At 51.3% G+C, this 19503-nt stretch carries 10 protein-coding genes and 1 riboswitch; of the genes, 4 read left to right on the forward strand and 6 right to left on the reverse strand.

Annotated features, from left to right (window positions below):
- Positions 1 to 151: 151 nt before the first annotated feature.
- The 6 genes from ACFPOF_RS32710 to ACFPOF_RS32735 all read right to left on the reverse strand — a co-directional run bounded on the left by ACFPOF_RS32710 (position 152) and on the right by ACFPOF_RS32735 (position 12365).
- A complete protein-coding gene (locus ACFPOF_RS32710) occupies positions 152 to 1342 on the reverse strand; it encodes a hypothetical protein (protein WP_378140249.1) in 1191 nt (396 codons plus the stop codon).
- Between the two features lie 67 nt (positions 1343 to 1409).
- Positions 1410 to 2426 carry an HD-GYP domain-containing protein gene (locus tag ACFPOF_RS32715; RefSeq protein WP_378140251.1) on the reverse strand — a complete coding sequence of 339 codons (1017 nt, stop codon included), beginning with the start codon at positions 2424 to 2426 and terminating at the stop codon, positions 1410 to 1412.
- A 17-nt stretch (positions 2427 to 2443) separates the two neighbouring features.
- Positions 2444 to 4333 (reverse strand): flagellar assembly protein A, encoded by a 1890-nt coding sequence (locus ACFPOF_RS32720; protein WP_378140253.1) that lies wholly within the window; start codon positions 4331 to 4333, stop codon positions 2444 to 2446.
- 130 nt (positions 4334 to 4463) lie between these two features.
- A riboswitch (cyclic di-GMP riboswitch) is annotated at positions 4464 to 4555 on the reverse strand.
- A 239-nt stretch (positions 4556 to 4794) separates the two neighbouring features.
- The gene (locus ACFPOF_RS32725; RefSeq protein ID WP_378140255.1) at positions 4795 to 7557 is read right to left on the reverse strand and encodes an alpha-mannosidase; all 2763 of its coding nucleotides are present in this window, start codon (positions 7555 to 7557) and stop codon (positions 4795 to 4797) included.
- Positions 7558 to 7568: 11 nt separating this feature from the next.
- The gene (locus ACFPOF_RS32730) at positions 7569 to 9905 is read right to left on the reverse strand and encodes a family 78 glycoside hydrolase catalytic domain (RefSeq protein ID WP_378140257.1); all 2337 of its coding nucleotides are present in this window, start codon (positions 9903 to 9905) and stop codon (positions 7569 to 7571) included.
- 141 nt (positions 9906 to 10046) lie between these two features.
- Positions 10047 to 12365 carry a helix-turn-helix domain-containing protein gene (locus ACFPOF_RS32735; protein ID WP_378140258.1) on the reverse strand — a complete coding sequence of 773 codons (2319 nt, stop codon included), beginning with the start codon at positions 12363 to 12365 and terminating at the stop codon, positions 10047 to 10049.
- Positions 12366 to 12616: 251 nt separating this feature from the next.
- Between ACFPOF_RS32735 and ACFPOF_RS32740 the strand changes: the two genes are divergently transcribed.
- The 4 genes from ACFPOF_RS32740 (at position 12617) to ACFPOF_RS32755 (ending at position 19388) form a co-directional block, all read left to right on the forward strand.
- Complete coding sequence (locus ACFPOF_RS32740) at positions 12617 to 13504, forward strand: ABC transporter permease (protein WP_378140260.1); 888 nt, start codon at positions 12617 to 12619, stop codon at positions 13502 to 13504.
- Positions 13505 to 13516: 12 nt separating this feature from the next.
- On the forward strand, positions 13517 to 14434 hold the full coding sequence (locus tag ACFPOF_RS32745; protein WP_378140262.1) for a carbohydrate ABC transporter permease: 918 nt from the start codon (positions 13517 to 13519) through the stop codon (positions 14432 to 14434).
- Positions 14435 to 14554: 120 nt separating this feature from the next.
- Positions 14555 to 16105: an extracellular solute-binding protein gene (locus ACFPOF_RS32750; RefSeq protein ID WP_378140264.1), complete on the forward strand. Its 1551-nt coding sequence runs from the start codon at positions 14555 to 14557 to the stop codon at positions 16103 to 16105.
- 97 nt (positions 16106 to 16202) lie between these two features.
- Positions 16203 to 19388, forward strand: a complete 3186-nt coding sequence (locus ACFPOF_RS32755) for a DUF642 domain-containing protein (protein WP_378140266.1) — start codon at positions 16203 to 16205, stop codon at positions 19386 to 19388.
- Positions 19389 to 19503 lie beyond the last annotated feature (115 nt).

Raw genomic sequence — 19503 nt, forward strand, 5'->3', positions numbered from 1 at the left:
TCGTCGGCTCGCGTTTCCTACTGCCCTTACGTAAACTATAAATCATTACGTTACGTTAGGTTCAAGTGGTTTCTGAATTTTTTTGAAGACAACAACAGGCTCGACCGTTAGCCTGAGCGCATTCGCTATCATCGCCGCCCTAGTTCACCGATTAATTCAGCAAGTAGGCGTAAATTTTGTTCTCACCCCAGTAGTGAACGAAGATTCTATTGTTTTTATAATCAAGGATATCGCCTTTAATTCCTGGTTTGAATTCATGCAAAATAGCAAAGGTGACCGGATCCACTACATATTGGCGACTGACGAGATCAATTAGCAAATTTCCGGCAGATGTGGTTTTGCCCGTCGGTAATACGTCGCCCTCAGGCATCGTAAATCCGTTTAGTGTAATCTCCTTAACCAGAACATTTCGATTAAAATAGCTCAGTTTGTTCGATGCAAAATTAACGAACAGATACCCGCTTCCAGCCGAGAATGCAAGTCCATTCCTATCAAACGATCTTTTCCAACTCTCCTTACCTGCGGAAGAAAGAGCGATCAATGTTTGCTTCTGCATGTTTTCAGATGTACCCGTTGGAAAAACAATCGTTCCATCGTTAAGAGTGAAGGCCGTGTACTCATTTACGTAAGCACCTTTAGGAAAAGAATACTGATAGATTTGCTTTGACGATGAATCGTAGCCAGATACTTTTTCCACCGCTTTGGATGTAGACGACACTTTTACGATAATTCTATCCTTAGTCACAGCAACAAATTTGCCTGGTACGACTTTATTGAATTTAGACTTCCCCTCCGGATTAATGCCGATGAGTTGGACTGTTTCCTTCCCTATTGCCGTGGACTTTTCGGCGACAATAACAAGAGTCCCATCCGACAGGCGCTTTAGTTTCCCATTGAAAGGTACATCCGCGGCAAGCTGTTTACTCCATTTTTCTTTACCATCAGGATTTACAGCATACAGTAATTTGCTTGAAGGGAAATAGGCATAGATGCTACCATCCGGTGCATAAGAAAAAGGCTCTTCCGTACTTGGCCATCCATAGCCTGGTTTCGCAAACGAAAAGACCCATTTTACTTTCCCCGTCATGTAATCTACAGCACGAATCGTATCGGGCGACCATATCTTCGTTTGGGATGCCTTCTCCTCTCCCATATGAAGATACAGGATATTGGTACCCGGCACTAGAAAGATGTCCTTCTGTACTGGAATATAGTTCGCATTAGGCTCCTGTACCCATACTTCCTGAGGCAGCTTCTCATAGTTCTTTGCGTTGACCGCCCCAGAGACATTCGAAATTGCAAGAAGAGCTGTAAGGATAGCTGTAACCATTTTCTTTTTCACTTTTCCTGTCCACCTTATTCCAAAAGTAATGGGTTCTTTTCCTATAGTGACGACGCCTTGGTTGCCCTCAACCCGTCGAAAGAATCCGCTCGAGCACGATTTGCTTCTCTTTGCTCAAATCGATGTACATTCCGTTCGCTTCAACGAGCGGGTTGACCGGATCGTGCGGGCTTACCATCACGATTTTTGCTTCGGAGCCGTTGGACAGCAGCACCGTGTTGCCGATCAACAAATCCATAATCCGCTTCATGAAATTAAGCGTAATCTCGGGTTCAAGCGCACCGAAGGCATTGCGCGACATCTCTTGCAACACTTGATAGAACGAGACGCTGCTCTTGTATACCCGCTTGGAGATCATGGCGTGGAACACGTCGGCCACGGCGACGATCTTGCTGTTGCGTAGGGTGGCATCGCCCTTGAGTCCATACGGATAACCGCTTCCGTCCTCCCGTTCATGGTGCTGAAGAGCGACGAGCGCATGGTTTTCATCCAGTCCCGGCGATTGCCGAATAAGCTCATAGCCGTAGATCGTATGTTTCTTCACGCACTCGAATTCCTCCGCCGTTAACGCGCCGGGCTTGTTCAGAATGTCGAGCGGAATTCGGGACTTGCCGATATCGTGCAGGAAAGCGGAGGTAATGAGCTCGGTCAGTTCGTCCCCCTGATAACCGCTTGCCGAACCGATCATCTTGGAAAGCAGGGCAACTCCGATACTGTGCCGGTAAAGATACTCGTCATGTTTCTCCAGGTGAGCCAGAATGCGGCTGATGTCCGGGTGCAGGCTCATGAGCAGCACGACCGGCAATATCCTCTCCCGAATCGCCTCGAACGATATCCGATCGGAATGACGCGCGCTTTGGAAAATGTCTCTGATCTCCGAGATCGCAGCATCGACGAGATGAAGGATGGCTACATCCTCTACGTCCTCATCATGCAGCAAGACGCCTTGCCGGAACAGTGTATCGATCTCTTTCGGGCTCAGCACAGTATGGATCGGAACGAGCAATGTCCCGAGCGGGCTGTACATATTTCTGACCAATCGCTTGCCGACATACCTATAGCGAGTGGAATGTTCTTTTCCCACTATGTTCCCTCCATTCCTCATTTCATCTGCATGGCTTCCTGGGACGTAATCAATTGCAGCAGACTCTCGCTGTCGAACACCTTACTCTCGACTACGTCGAGTATATCTCCGCAATATTTTCCGACGCATACTCGTCCGGAGTACATTTTACGCACGTCCACTTGCCTCTTCGCTTTCAGCACGGAGATTGCGCCGGTCTGGCCGCCAACGTTCTTCGCCGTAATGCTGTCGCCCGCATCCAACTTTGAGCCTCGGCACACGCTGTTCTCATCTATGAAAACGATGTTCCTCGTGGAGAACAAATCGCTGATGATTACCCCTTCGCAATGGACGATGATGTCCCCGTTAGACTTGAGCTCGCTTCGGTGGCATTGATTGATGCTGATCTCCACATGCTCCTCCTGCATCCGGGCCACCTCTTGGTGCGTTTCCCGAAGAAGGTCGTGGAATCCCTGAACAAGCTTGACTGTAACATGCTCCAGCAGCTTCGCCGGTTTCAGGAATAATTCCGCCAATTCCTTCAGCTTCACATATTCCCCTTGCTTAATTTGCTGTATGTTGGAGATGACGACGATCAGTTCTTTCAACAAATCCGGGATGTCCTTCATCTTGCTCTCCAACAGGAGCAGAACGATCTGACCGAAGCGTACCGCAGTCTTCTTCGCTTCCAGCGCTTGCGTCAATACTTTCGAAGCGGCAACCAGCGTCTCGAAGCGATCGTACAGCATCTTCGTCGTATTGTATAAGCGGTTGAACAATACGCCGAAATAGCCCGCATACAGTTTGCTGGACATGACGTTGCCCCGCACATTGATGCTTCCTGTGGCGGTAATGGTGGAATTGTAAACACTTCCATATACGTATACACTGCCCAAAGACTCGATGATCATATTATCCGTTACATCCCCATGGACGATTACGTCCCCGGAGAATACGATGTTGCCCGTCCGTATATCCACATTGCCCGCGACGGTATACGTCGTAGCAACGTCGAACACCTTCACTTTGCTGCCCGTAATGCGGGGCCTGCCCTGCTTAAGCGCAACGACGACTTCGTCCGGGGTCAGTTCCACGCTAGGCTTGGCAGTAATCGGGATGTCCTTGGGAGAAGAAGGCAGCTTGACGCTCCCGAATACGTCATAACCGGGCGTGCCGTCTATTAACGGTATCTTCTTCGCCATGACGTCCCCTTGGTTGACGATGGGGATACGCAGATGATTGCGGAAATCGACTTGACCGTCTTCTTCGAAGAAGCGGCTTTCCACCTTCTGGGCAAAATAAAGCTCCAACTGCGCGTCGACGCCGGGAACGGCCGCTTTGCCTTGGGCGATAAGAACCGGTTGGTGAGTAGGAGACATCAATTCCTGCTGAATGGCGGCGAGATCGACCGGCACGTACAAGGAGAGCACGTCCAGTTGCGGGGCTATCTCCTTCAGGTGAACCGTTCCGAGCACATGGTTCCTGTCCTGCTCCGCAACGAGCGTCATGCGGTTGGCCGGCTCCTGGTTCAGCAGCCGCCAAGGGAAACGTTGCTTCGAATGAAGCAGAAAATAGACGGCCAACTTGTCTTCCGACACAATAATTTCAAACAACGGCTTCTCTTCTATCGTCCAATTGATCGTGTCCCTCTCGGAAACCGTCATCTCCGTCTGAACTTCCTTTTCGTTAACATAAAGCTTAACGGGCTCAGTCGTATGAATGCTCGGATAGTTGCCCCCTCCTACCGGGTTCCTCACATGAATCCGCTGATCCTTCACTTCCACCCAACCGTCCTGCACGTTATAATCTTCCTCGGAGCCATAGGCCCCCCGACTTACCCTCGCCCTGCTGTAATCTGCGTCCAACTGATCCAGGTTGAGCTTCCTGATCAGTGCGGCCAGTTCTGTCTCGGATATATTCTTATTCAACAGATAACACCTCTCAAGAAAATCATTGAAAATCGCCGAATATTCAGACACGCCCTATGAACGCAAAACAAGCCCTTCCGGCCAACGCCAAAAGAGCATCATCCGAATGGACGATGCTCTCCGCACCTCCTTCGGTAACTTGGCAACCATAGAACGATAACTTCGTCCCTTAGGCCCATAGCTTTGCGTCCCTTCCTTTAGAAAGGTTTGCCTTTTCGTATGAGGAATATATCTGGAGTTAATCTTGGTGTCGAGTTATGCAACTTAATCTCTATATGAAATAATTCATTTTACTTATTTACAAGCTAATCGCACTACCATTATATGCCTACGCGTTGATTTATTTCAATAGGAAAAGAGAACTGCACTGCGATTGCATAAAACGGAACAAGCTGGATCCGGTTGCGTACCGTCTCCAGCTTGTCGAGAATGGATATTTAGAAATCCTAGCCACTGCTTTCTTACGAATGAGACCATTTGACCTTAAGAGTCATGATCTGCTTGGCACGGAGCGTCAGCCGAATCTGCGAGGAACCCGGGACAAAACCTTCCAATTCGCCGACATCCTGTTCGTCGAGGTTGACTTTGCTCAACTCCAGCACCTTGCGGCCAAAAGAAAGATCACCTTCAACGCTTCCGTCGGTCGGATTCCACACGCGCACGATATAAGCATCATCTTCGTCTTCCGCTCGCTTCAAAGCGCTCAGCGCCAAATCGGGCGTACTGATTTGGAGGTAGGAATGCGTTTTAGGCAACGTACGTTCCCGGCGCTGCAGATTTCCGTATCGAACTTTGTCCCGATTCGTATGAGCCGTCCGCAGCCCAACCGCATATCGTTTCTGTTCTTCAACCAAATCGGCTGCTTCGGTCTCGGCTCCAAACGGGCGGAACGCGAATTCGAACGTTAGTTCCTTCAGCAGTTGCCCGCCATCCCCGCCATCCGACAGCACTTCGTTTCTCGTGCCGCGGAACAACGTCATCGCGATCGTCTTCGCTTCGTCGTCTCGCGCCGACACTTCGTACATGCCTTTGGCGAACACGGCGAGACCGCCGCCATCGTCCTTCGCCAGTACGAGCCCATTATGAGGCATGTCGTGACGGGCGAACTCGAGATGGCGAGGATAGTCAGGCGCTTTAAATGGACGCTCCACCAGATCGAATGGCGTGCTTGTGAAGTAGTAATCCGTTTGCAAATGAGTCGGGACAAGCATTTTCATCCGGTGATTACGCGCCGTGTTGTCAATAACGGTGCGGCACCGCAGCGTCGGATCGTCGCAACGCAGTTCCACGTACGTCTTCATTCGTACATCGGCGGTCGAGTCGGTTCGCCTGCTTTCGTCAGGCACGACGCCATCGGGCACGTGAAACACGCGTTCGATGCATAACAAAGCAGCGAGCGGGCCATCTGTCAGGGCGGAAACGCTTCTGACTTCCCCGCATGACCAATAGGTCTGGTTGACGAGCGGAGCCACGTGATTCCAGCCTTCGCCGACATCCCCCTCGTCTTCGAAGGAAAGCAATCCCTCATAGGTGCGACCGCTTGCAAGATCCGTAACATCCATCGTCCCGTCCCGCTGCACCTGAACGCGGAGCTTGCCGTTCTCCCATATGCCCGAACCCCTATTCATCGTCCCGAGAAGCCGATTCGGCTGCACGGGATCGGCCGAATATTGTCCGAAAGGCGGCATCGGAATACGCTCCTTCGCCATCGAATAGACCGCATAGCCGTATGCAGGAATGTGTGCCCGGAAGGCTATTCGTAGCCTGTCGACTTGCTCCGCTCCCGGAATATCCCGGTATTTCCGGAAACGGCGCACGCTGTTCTGGCGGATCGACACGAGCTGATAGGGAACTTCTCGATTGTCGCAATCGAATAGCCGCATATGAGCGCCGCCGAACACCGCTTGCGAGATGCCGCCATTCGCGTCGCGCGGCATTTCGACGTCAACGACCACAATCTCGTCAACAGGCAACGGCGACGGATTGAATACGGCAAACAATTCCGATCCTTGCAAATCCGTTGCATCGATATGATGGACCAAATATTGAAGCTGTTCATCCAGCATATGCTCGGCGATCAAGCGACTCTGGTCGAATCTGTACTGCATGTCGCTATGCACCTGATCGATGGAGCAGCCGCAAATCGAATCGTGCGGATGGTTCTGCAACAGAAACTCCCAGGCCCGCCGCAAAAATGAATAAGGGTACGCGCGTCCTTCCAGTGCGGCGAAGACGGCCCACGGCTCCACCCAGCGTTCCAGCAACTGCTCCACCCGCTGATTCATCTGTTTCAAGTGAATGCGCGAAGAAAGCACGTTCGCGAGCACCCAGTTGTTAACGCCGTTATACCCCGGGCTTCGCTGCTCGCCGCGATATACGCGCAAGTCGCCGATTCGGCTGCGCAATTCGGTTAAGTAGGTCTCGAGCGTGCTGTGTTCGAACTTGACCCCTCGCAACGAAGGCGCCTCATTCAGCGTCTTCAGGATCCAGGGAAGTCGAGGCTCTACCTCAATATGATCGACACCGTCCAAACCGAGCAACAGACCGGTTGTCGCGCGTTTCTCTTTGTAATCGAGCATTTGGCTCGCGCGGCGAACGAGCTCTTCCTCTTCGTAAACGAAATCGCGTTCCGCGAACGGCCAGCGAATAAAGAAGTAGAAATCCCCGTACGAACGATCCTCGTCCAGCTTCAGACCGAGCACGCGGCTTCCGTCAGCACCCTCCCACCAAATCTCGGAAGGGTCGGCGTCGCCGTGGAAACCGCGGAACAATACGGCGTTGTCGATTCCGAACCCTTGCAAAATTTGCGGAAATTGGCTGTTATGCCCGAAAATATCGGGAATGTATCCGGATTTGACCGGTTCCGCTCCTATCGCTCTGGCACTGCGAAATCCTTTCAGCAGATTGCGGATCAAAGACTCGCCGCTGACGAGAAATTCGTCTGGCATAACGTACCACGGACCGATCCCGATTCGGCCGTCGCGGATCAACTTCAGCAGACGCTCCCGATTCTCTCCGCGAATTTCCAGATAATCATCCAGAACAATCGTCTGCCCGTCCATCAGGAAGTAGCGATAATTCGGCTCCCTTTCCATTAAATCCAGCAGTTCGTCGATCAAGTAGACGAGCCGAATCCGAAAACCCTGAAAATCCTCGTACCATTCGCGATCCCAGTGCGTATGCGAGACAACGTGCACCGAATCGAATTTTCGTGAATCAGACATGCTTCATTCTCCTATCCCACAGAATGTTCCGGCAGCTTAATTGTATAATTCAACCCTTCGGGCGCTTGAACTTCAACCTGCACGGTGTTCCGAACGATTTCCCATGCCACATCAATCCTGCCTTTCGGCGTAGGAACCGAGCCTTTGGCCCAGTTTAACCCGCAAGGCTGCGGGGCGATCAGCACTTCTTCGAATCCCGCTGCCGCCGGTTTTACGCCCAAAATGCCGGACAAGAACTCATACCCGGGACTGCACGACCAAGCATGACAGTAGCTTCTCGCCAGCCACGGTTCTTCCGGCCAGGTCGTCAGGTCGGAATCCATCATCAAATACCACCAATCGAGCAGCTCCGCAAACTTTCCGTAGCTTCTCCCTGCTTCGAGAGCGCGGAACACGTAGTATCTTCCGTAAAGCGTCGATTTGGCGAGGGAGCCGTTCCGGTTGAATTGAGCGCCGATGGCTTCTGCCCGCTCCCTGGAAGCACAGCCTGCGATAATCGGCCACGCGTTCCCCAATTCGCTGTATGTCTCGAGCTGGGGGCAATCCTTATACAAGCCTTTGCTTTCATCCCAGCAATGCCGATTGATGCCGTCAACAATCTTCCCGGACAAACGGTTATAATGTTCGGCGACGTCGGCTTGTCCCAGCGTATCCATAAGCCTTGCCGCCAGCTTAAGACAATGCGCATATTGGGCGCTGATCAGCCCGGTTTCGCCGCCATCCGCACCCGGAGGGCTGCCCGGCGGATTGTCCCATTCCTTCACCCAATCGACAATTTTCCAATAGGGGAGCTTATTCAGCAAATACCGCTCACTCAGGAATCCTTCGAACCAATTCAGCGTGGACTTGATGACATTTTTGCAAAGCGCCGCCGTTTCGATATCTCCGGTATGCCACCAATATTCGTAAACCATCACGATCCATAATAACGACCAGGATGGAATCACTTGCGGCACCCTGGCCGGATAACGGCTCTTCGTAATCCCTTCGTAATCCGCCGACCAGTTGAATAACAGGACAGCCTGCCGCGCCAAGCGCCAATCCCCTGTCATGTAGCCCATAACCAACGCGACAATCTGGGAATCTCCCGAATATTGGTTTTGCTCGTAGTAGGGGCAATCCTCGAACGTTTCGTGACAACAAAGCTGCAGCGTCCTGAACGTCATCTCCCATAGCCGGCTGTGCCTTTCGTCGGAGGATGCGAAAGTCGCCAACAATTCCATTGGATATCCAACAAAACGATAAAAGAAGTCCCGTATGTCCAGCGGCTCCTCGCCGACTGCAATATCAATCCGAATATACCGGAACGTTCTCCAATGCAAAGGCTCATAGGCATGGTCTCTGCCGTCGCACTGAAAGCTGTCATATAATCCTTCTACCGTGCCGCCCTCCAATACTTTCTCCACCGTCTTGCAGCCATCCTTATATAAAGCTTCGGAGTATGTGACGGTCACCAACGACCCGCGGCCGCGCTGAAAGTTTACAATCGGATAGCCGGTCGTAAGCTCTCCGGCATCCACAATGAGCGAAACTTTCCGTCCCGGCGGAATTGAAATGGCCTCCCCGTCCCTTATCCACCGCTCCGCTTCATCCCGATCGATGAGGTCGGACCGATATACGCCGGCGAACCTTCTGGTCTCCTCCCGCATCATGGGGATCATTCGAGGGAATAGCCTGAAGGGCAATGGGCTGTCCATCACGGTTTCTCTTGTTACTCCCGCGGCAAGCACTACGGCGGGCTGCCACCGATTTGCGGTGTCTGTGCCGTTTTGCCATCCTAGCGGATATTGCTCATAATCAAGATCCTCTCCAAGCCCGGATACAATGCCCGGCGCGTCTTCGGATCGATGATGCGCATAAGCCCGATCCGATAAACTGCTCCAGGTACTATTTGTGTGCAACGTCTCCAAAATCCGCTCTTCATCCTTGTCTATCAGAACGCCGTCAAGGATAAATGCCGGCGTTGCTGTCATGATGCTTAACGGAACGCCAAGTTTGCTATAATCCGGATGGGTTGCCGAAAAGCAAATCACGACGGCGGAAATGTTATTTTCCCCCGGCTTCAAGTATGAATCCAGCACAAGCGTATCGTAGAACTGATGGGCGATATCCCCTTTGGCGGGTCCGCAACAAATTCGAATTCCGTTCACGAACAGCGTATATCGGCTGTCCGCCGAAACGTGTACGGTTAGTTTTGCGCCCGCCGCCGGAACATGAAACGATTTTCTGAAGTAGCAAGTACGAAACGGCGATCCGTTGTTAAATTTGTTTTGCCAGTTGCCGCCCGGCCCCCAAATCCATAGCGCTTCTCCTGTAAAGGGACTTTGATCTGTCCCAGATCGATGCATCCGCGGACCTCCTATCCTCCACTCCGATTTACTCCTCCAGTATGAAACGCGATTTCGTTCCGGAATACTGTACAATGGGTCGCGGACTGCACAAAAAGCCTGTACTTTTCGTTCCCGGCTGTTATTTCCGCATAGCGTTCTTTACTTCATCTGAAGCGCAAACTCTTTGGGGGTCATCCCATACCTGTTTTTGAACATCCGGTAAAAATAGGACTCGTTCTCGTATCCGACCCGAAGCAATATCTCATTCACGCTTAACTTGGAATTTCTGAGCAGATCGGCCGCCTTCTCCATGCGCACTCCGTTCAAGTAATCGGCAATGGATATCCCCATCGCTTGTTTAAATGTCTTGGCCAGCCGTCTCGCATTCATGCCAAGGCTGTCGGCAATCTGATCCGCGCACAGGGCATTGTCGTTATAATTCAACAATATAAGTTCGGTAGTAGCTTCCACGATGTTCTTATCCGTCGACGATTCCGATACCGTCTGTTGAAACATTCGTTCCAGGAAAACCAATGTGGACTGAAACGCATCATCCAGAGTTTCATAATTCGAAAGAGATTTCCAGATGTCCAGAATACCCGAACCGTATCCGCTTGGCGCGATTCTGCCTGATGCGAATAGTTCGTTGTAAATGGCGGTCATCAAGTGCATGAAAGAAGAAAGCGCGTTTTCATAGCTCATTCCGGCAAGCTCTTCCTGAATTTGTTCAAACGCTTGTTTCATTCCCTTAACGCTGCCTTGGCGCAAGTTGTCCAGCAGAATCGTTTCCCACTTCGGCGAATGGGATTGACGAGGATTTTCCTTGTTCTGCATGACTCGTTCCGTTGTAATCAAGCTTCCTTTGCCGAACAAAAAGCGATAGGCGGATAGGTTATAAGTATGCCGTACTTCGACGGGCAAATGATGGATGCCGTTCACCCGCCCGCTAACGGATGTCGTAAGCGAGACGGGGTAATATTGGCTAACCGTTTCCTGGAATCGCCTGATGACGGCTTCGATCATTTTAGCGTTAAACATCGGTTCATACTGACGGGTTTCGAGCAGCATCACAGCGTCGTTGTCGTTCAGGCTGACTCCGACCGCAACGCCTAGATCCCGGATCATTTCCTCGAAAATATTGATGGCGGCATACTTGAACAAGCCGATGTCCTTGGAAGAATAGCGGGCTTGCAACTGGTCGAAATCGTCGAATTTGACCACAAACGCATAATAATCGGAATCATATTGCAAATGGAGGCCGTACTCCCGGCAGGAAGCGGAAAATTGCTCGCGATTGACCTCGCCGGTAAGGATCGTTTTGATAAAATAATCCCGCAGTACATGGTTATAATCGGACTTCTGGCTGTCGTATTTCTGCAGTCTGTCGAACGAATCCCGGTATACGCTGCTGAGAAAGGCGATTTCATCCCGTTCCATCGTTTTGCCGTTTCCGCCTGCAGCCTGGTTCACGAGCCTGCGAATCGGATTGTACACGATGCCGGATACCTTCATTGAAAAGAACAGAGCAAGCACGAGGAAAACAGCGAAAATCACAAGCAAATACAAACTGAAGGCATGCAGATATCGGAATACGAACTCGGAGGGCTGAACTTTGAAGATCGTTAAGCCTAGATCCTTCAATTTCATGTAACTGACGACATAAGATTTGTTGTTCAACACCATCTCCGAGGAGCCGGCGTCGGCGTCGGCATTCCCCATTTCTTTCCGGTAGGCACCGAGAAGCGATTGTCGCAAGCCTTCATCCTTTACCCCGGTTTCCAGAAACCCGCTGGCATCGCTGTATATATACGCGGTTTCTCCCGCTTTTTCATTCAGCATGCTGATTTGCTTGATGTTATCGATCATCCAATCGGAATTCACGTTAATGGCAACCGCGGAAGAAATGGAGGCCGGGTCTCCCGAAGTTTCGTACATCATGTAGGTAATGACGGTTTCCTTTACGATTTTATCCCCGAACGTATTCTCGATCGTCCGGAAGATCGGGATCATCCGCGGCAAATCCGGGTAACGGCCGATCAGCCGTTTCAAGCCTTCGTCGTTGTAATAGACCTGTTTGCCTACATAGTAATACTGGCTGTGATAGTCATTGTAGAGTCCGATGGAATGGATGAACGTGTTGGAAGTCAGGACGGCCCCCGCGATACGATTGATCCTCCTGTAAATTTCGTCGGTATCCAGATTGCCGGTCGCGTTCAAAATAAAAGTCGTATCGGGATTCACGAATAAATATTGAGCGATATTTTGCACGGATGCGCTCATCAGCTCGATATTGTACTTGGCCTGGTTCAGCACCTGCTCATTATGCTGAGACTGAATCTTGAAAAAGGCTTGTTTGCCGTACAAATACATCGCCATCGATAGACTGCCCACTAGCGTGACGGCGACGAGACTAATAGAGATCATGACGCGCATGTAGTATTTTTTGCGGTAAAAGTTTCGTTTTGTAAGCGCAACCATATCATTCACCTCTGGATGTTCATGCAGATGCATCCAGTGTACATTCCGCAAACAAACGAGTAAAGACTTCCAGTCCGAAAGAACATGATTTGCATATCTTTGCGATTTGTACAGTCTTCATATGCAATCCTCTTTCGGAATTTGCAGTATTTTCTCGCCTCGTCTTCCTCCAAAATAGATTTCAGACACAGAACGCGATATGGAGGATGTGAGAGAGATTGTCCAGAACCTTGTCCAGATGGATCCATTCTATGAAATCCAATTCCGGACTCACCCTGCTTGCTTTACCCGCCATCGTTTTTATCTTTATTTTTTATTACATTCCTTTATACGGGCTTGTACTGCCGTTCAAAGACTACAACTACGCGCTCGGATTTTGGCATAGTCCTTGGAGCGGGTTCACGAACTTCGAGTTCTTGTTCAACTCCAACCTAGCCCAGATCGTACGGAACACGGCCGTCATGAATGCCTTGTTCATCGTAGTCAACGTCATCGTGGAAGTCACGACCGGGTTGCTTCTGTTTGAGCTCGGGAAAAGATCAAGCAAAGTTTATCAAACGATTTTGTTCCTGCCCTACTTCATTTCGTGGGTCGTGGTATCCTACGCGCTATCCGGCTTTCTTGATCCGGACCTCGGAATCGTCAATAAGATCATCACGGCTTTAGGCGGCCAACCCATCCTGTTTTACAACGAGCCGAAATACTGGATTTTGATTTTGGTACTGTGTCATGTGTGGAAATGTCTGGGTTACGGCACGTTAATGTATTACGCTGCGCTGACGAGCGTCGATCCGGAGTATTACGAAGCTGCGAAGCTGGATGGCGCGGGCCGCTTCCGCCAAGCCTGGCATATTTCTTTGCCGATGATTCGGCCGGTTATCCTCATTCTGGTCATCGTCTCGATCGGAAATATATTCTATGCCGATTTCGGACTGTTCTACACCGTGCCTCAGGACAATCCGATGCTGTACCCGGTTACGGATGTCATTGATACGTATGTATTTCGGGCGCTCCGCGTGTTGGGCGACTTCGGCATGTCTGCGGCGGCAGGGTTGTTCCAGTCGGTTTGCGGATTCGTTCTGGTACTACTGTCGAACTATGTCATCGGTAAAATCAGCAGTGATGATAAACTGTTCTAGGAGGGACATCCATTGAAAACCGCGAGTGTAACAGTTACCGGCATAGGCAGCGGCAAGCGCAAACAAAATCAGCAGCGTTTCTACTTATCCGTCCATCTCCTCTTCATCTTGCTGTGCGTTATCGTGACCGTGCCGTTCATCGTCATTGTGTCGGCGTCTTTCTCCAACGAAACCTCATTGTTCAGAGACGGGTACGGAGTATGGCCGAAGCAAATCTCCCTGGACGCGTATGAAGTTGCTTTCGCCAATGGCAAGCAGCTAATCCAGTCTTACATGGTGACCATCTTGGCTACCGTTGCCGGCACTGTGCTCGGCCTTTGGCTCATGACTACGCTAGGTTATGTGCTCAGCCGAAGCGATTACAGGCACCGAAATAAGCTGAGCTTTTACGTATTCTTTACCGTGTTGTTTCGAGGGGGGCTTGTGCCGACCTATATTCTGGTTGCCAGTTGGTTTGGCATGAAAAATACGATTTACGCGCTCTTCGTTCCAGCTCTCGTCAACTCTTTCTATGTTCTGATTATGAAAGGTTTCTTGAAAAGCATTCCGCACGCTCTCTATGAATGCGCCAAGCTGGACGGCGCCGGCGAGCTTCGCATTTTTCTGCGGATCGTGATCCCGCTTTCGACGCCGGCCATCGCGACGGTCGGTTTGCTGACGGCTTTGCAATACTGGAACGACTGGTTCTCCAGCATTCTCTATACGGACGACAGCCAATTGCAGACCTTGCAGGCCTTGTTATACCGCATGCTGAGCAATATGCAGTTTCTCAGCGTCATCCAGCCGGCCGGCCTCGACAGCTCGATGCTCCCGCAAGCCTCGTTCCGAATGGCCGTGTGCGTGCTGGCCGTCGGTCCGTTGCTGCTCGTATTCCCGTTTTTCCAACGGTTCTTCGCCAGAGGGCTGACGGTCGGTTCCATCAAAGGTTAGGTTAACCGGGTCTCTGCCTTGAGCGCTCGCAGAAGACCGTTAACATAGCTCCTCTCTTGATCGGCCAATCAACGAAGGAGCGCTGCAAATAGATCATGAAAATCATCGGGAGGTTATGAAATGCGATCGAAACAATCGAAAAAATTCAGCTTCGTCTTCTCCACTCTTCTCGTCGCGATTATCGCCCTGGCGGGCTGCGGCCAAAATAACGCATCCCCGAGCGGTTCCGCTAGCGCTCCGGAAACCAAGGAAACCGCTTCGCCAATGGAAACTTCCGCATCTTCCGGCACCGACGCGCCATCGGCGGACGATACCAAGGAATTCGTCAAACTTACCTGGTATATGACGGCTCCGCTGGATCCTCGCGCCAATGAAGAGAAAGTCATGAAGGATCTGAACGACAGGCTCAAAGAAAAAATCAACGCCAACGTCGTGTTCAAATTCGTGGACGGCGCCACCTATGCTCAAAAGATGAAAGTCGCGGCGGCGGCAGGCGAGCAATTCGACATTTTCCTCGACTTAAACCAATTGGGCTTCAGCCAGATCGTTTCCGGCGGCATGGCGATGGAAGTGGACGATCTCTTGAACAAATACGGTCAGGACATTCTCAAGAAAGTGCCGGAACAAGCATGGCAAGCCGTGACCGCCAAAGGCAAAAAATTCGGCGTTGCGAATCCGAGCGCATGGGTATCCTCTTACAATATCTCGCTCCGGAAAGACATCGTGGACAAATACGGCATCGATTACCAAAGCATCCACACGTATGAGCAGCTTGAACCGGTTCTGCAAATGTTGAAGGAGAAAGAGCCGAATCTGATCCCGTTCATGGGCGATTTCTCTGCAGCCATGCCGAATACGATGGATAAAATTTCTCCGATGATCGGCTACGACAATCTTGACGGTCAATGGAAATCGCTGCTGGACAACCCGGAATGGGTCAAAGTCCAGAAATTGCAGCATGACTGGTATTTGAAAGGCTATGTTCCCAAGAAACAGATTACCGACTATATCGCGGAATTCAAAACCGGCAAATATGCAGGCTCGACCTATCATATTTACGATGCTTCGTTCACCAAAGTATCCACAGATTTGGGAACGTCGATGGTTTCCACGCCGCTTGATTTCACGAATTACGTCACCGGTTCGACGGTCCGCAGCGCCGTTAGCTACATCAGCAAAACAAGCAAACATCCGGAGCGGGCGATGATGCTGCTCAACCTGCTTTTCAAAGACAAAGATCTTTTCAACAGATTCTGTTACGGGCTAGAGGGCGACGACTGGAACTATGTTTCCGGCAAAGGCACCGACAATCCGACGATCAAGACTAAAGACAAACTCGAGTGGGCAATCTGGCATCCTTTCATCGGCAGCCTCTGGGATCAATGGCCTTCCAACTGGAACAGCCAGGAAGTGCTCGACGGCTTAAAAGCCGCGATCGACAAAGCCAAATACTCGCCTTACGTCGGATTCACGTTCGATTCGTCTCCGGTTAAGAAAGAGATGGCGCAAATCGACGCACTGGAGCCGGAGCTGAAAACGATTTATATGGCGAAAGACGTGGATGCCAAAATCGCCGAGTACAAAGAAAAAGTCAAAAAGGCAGGCCTAGACAACGTAATCGCGGAAATTCAAAAGCAAGTAGACGCGTGGAAGACGGCCGACGGTAAATAAGCTCCGTTTATATCCTTAAGCATTTCGCTATCCCGGCAGTTCATCTGTTGCTGCCGGGATAGCGATCACTTTAAACGCACAGAAAAGAGGAATCAGGATGATGACAAGAAAAGTTTTGCTCTCCTCTGCGTTTGTACTATTTCTATGTTTGGCGGCGGCTTCCGTCGCGTACGCTTCCAACTACTATATAAGCAGCACCGGATGCAGCGACAGTAATCCGGGCACTTCATCGGCGGCTCCGTGGTGCAGTTTGACGAAGGTTAACGGACTGGCACTAAGCCCCGGAGACCAAGTGCTGTTAAACAGGGGCTCAGCATGGACCGGCCAGCATATGACATTCACGAACAGCGGCACCCCTGCCAGCCATTTATCGCTGGCGGACTACGGTCCATCTTCCAATCCGCGTCCGCGAATCGTCGGCAACAATTCCGACGCGGAGCGAATGGTCGCTTTCCTAAATCCGTCCTACTGGGATGTTCGCAATCTGGAAGTTTCGAACGCCGGTGTCGGCATTTATGTGTTGTATAGCACGTTAATGCACGAAGGTTTGAATTTTAACAATATATATGTTCATGATATTCGAGGGGTTTGGGCGGGGCATACGATCGCTTACCCGGGACCGCTAGATGACATCCATCCCTTCGATCCGAATGCGCTTCGCGATTCCGTGTTTATGTCATCCGGTATTCTATTTACGGCTGCCCAGGTACCGGTGACCAATGGCGGCTTCGAAACTCCTGCCGCCAGCACGTATACATCCGGACCGTTCACGAACGGTTGGACGTTCAGCGGCAATTCAGGCGTTCAGCATAACGGAAGCGTCTGGGGAGCAGCCAATGCTCCGCAAGGGGTGCAAACGCTATTCCTGCAGGGCCCCGGCAACATCAGCCAGAGCGTCAACTTCCAGACCGACGGCTACTATTCCATCAAATTTCAAGCCGCGAAGCGAACGACTTCGGGCGGCACCCAATCTTTCGATGTCTATTTCGATAATACGGCGGTCGGCAGCTTCACCCCGTCCTCTGGCAGCTTCAGCCAGTTCATGACGAACGGTTTCCATGCGACCGCGGGAAATCATACGATCAAATTCGCGGGAACGACGACCGGCGATAACACGGACTTTATCGATGCGGTTCAAATTTCCCTCGCATTCGACGATACGCAATACGCAGCTCGCAATTTGAACTTTACGAATATCGAGGGCGCGCATAACGTAGACAGCATCTCTATCGATCCGTGGAACGGCATGGATTCCAGTACGCCGGGCTCGAACGGAAGCTCGTTGTTCCAGAACATCGTAATGAAAAACTTGTATTTGCACGACGACGACGGACATGCCGCCGCAGCGTATCAGAACGCGACGATGGGCTGCAGCGACTCCTTGCGTTTGTCCAGCGCTACTAATGTGAAAGTAATCGACTCTATCCTCGATAACGAGGCAGCTTGCCATATTTATTCCGGGACCGCTGCCGTCATCCTGCAGCGCGTCAAGGACGTCACCTTTGCCAATAACATCATGACCAATGTGCCGAATACGAACAGTCCCGACAGCGGGGCGATCGACTTGGAATTTTCCACCGAGAACGTCGCCGTGCGGAACAACTACATCGCAGGTAACGCGGGTCCCGGCTTGGAGATTCTGAATATACACGGGGGAGATCCCGACGATCGCAGCCTCAACACGGTATTTAGCGGTAACCTGTTCTCGCAGAACGGGAAAGCAAACGCCTATGGATCGGTGTATTGGCTGAACGGCGGAACGACCCCGGTAACCCCGACGGGTACGTTCAGCAACAACCTTTACTACGAACCCGGACAACCGTTCCTGACCACCAGCGGTCCGGGCAATCCGTTCATACAATCCAACAATGTCCGTCTGAACCAAACCGGCTATTATGCCGCCAACGATTTTTCCGGAACGCAAAGCGAGAATCAATGGAAATATCAATATAAGAACGCGGGCGTCTGGACTGATTTGACCTTCGATGCGAACAACCAATGGTGGTATCAAAATTCCGCTTATCCGTGGTTGCAGCGCGTTGAAAAGTTCGAAATGCACCCCGGCAATTGTTCAGCTTGCGATGTCGCCAGAGTATGGATTGCTCCAGCCTCCGGTACGATCAGTATTCGCGGCAGGGTGTTGAAGTGGGATACGGGCGGCGATGGCATAACTGCTCGCATCAACAAGGTGTCCGGAGCGTCGACGACTCAGCTCTGGCCAGCCTCGGGCACTTACGCGATTGGCGCATCGGACCAGGTAGGCGTGGATACGGATCTCGACAATATTCCGGTATCCGCCGGCGATAGGATTCGCTTCGAGATCGGCAGCGGGCCGAACGGAGACGAGAGCTACGATGAAACGAGCTGGGTGCCGACCGTCGCCTACCGTTCCTTTACGAGTGGTTCTCTCGCTTATGATTGGGGTTTCAATGCGGATGGCAATGCGGAGGGCTGGACGAACGGCAACCAAATCTCCCAGTCCGTATCGGGGGGAATCAACACGCTGACTTCGAGCGGCACCGATCCGTATATCTACTCTGATCCGAATCTGAGTCTCAACGCCTCCGCTTATAAATACGTCAAGGTTAGAATGAAAAACAATACCGGTTCCAACGAGGCCCAAGTATTCTTCATTACCGCAACGGATACGACCTGGACGGCCGCCAAAAGCATACTGAAAACGATAACGGCAAACGATAGCGATTACGCGGAGTACGTATTCGACTTTTCAACGAACAGCGCTTGGACCGGAACGATTAAGCAGTTGCGATTTGACCCGATTGCATCGAGCGGTACGGTCAACGTGGATGATATCCGCGTCTCGAACAGCGCCGCAGCTGCGGTCCCGCTCGCTGTCTCGGGATTTGAATTGCCGAGCACCGGTACTTACGCTTACGGTCCGTTTACGAACGGTTGGACCTTCGATAGCCAGTCCGGCATTCAACAAAACGGCAGCGCTTGGGGGGCTCCCAATGCACCAGAAGGCGTGCGGACGGCATTTCTGCAAAATAACGGTACGATCAGTCAGACCGTAAACTTCTCGAGCGGCGGCAGTCATACGATTAGCTTTAATGCCGCCAAACGAACAAGCACTGGAGGGACGCAGGTGTTTAACGTCTTGTTCGATAATACGGTCATCGGCAATTTCTCGCCTTCTTCCGGCAGCTTCAGCTTGTTTACGACCAATAGCTTCTATGCGACGGCAGGAAATCATACCATTAAATTCGTCGGCACCACGAGCGGCGACAATACGGATTTCATTGATGACATCACGATCAACTGAACCCTTAGAAATGAAAGGCCGGTGCTCGTGAACGGAACTGCGGGCAATGGTTACTCTCCTTCAAATTGCCAAAAAGTCCCGATGCAAAATGATCATCGGGACTTTTTGGCTAATT

The organism is Cohnella soli, from assembly GCF_042655525.1.
Taxonomy (GTDB): domain Bacteria; phylum Bacillota; class Bacilli; order Paenibacillales; family Paenibacillaceae; genus Cohnella; species Cohnella soli.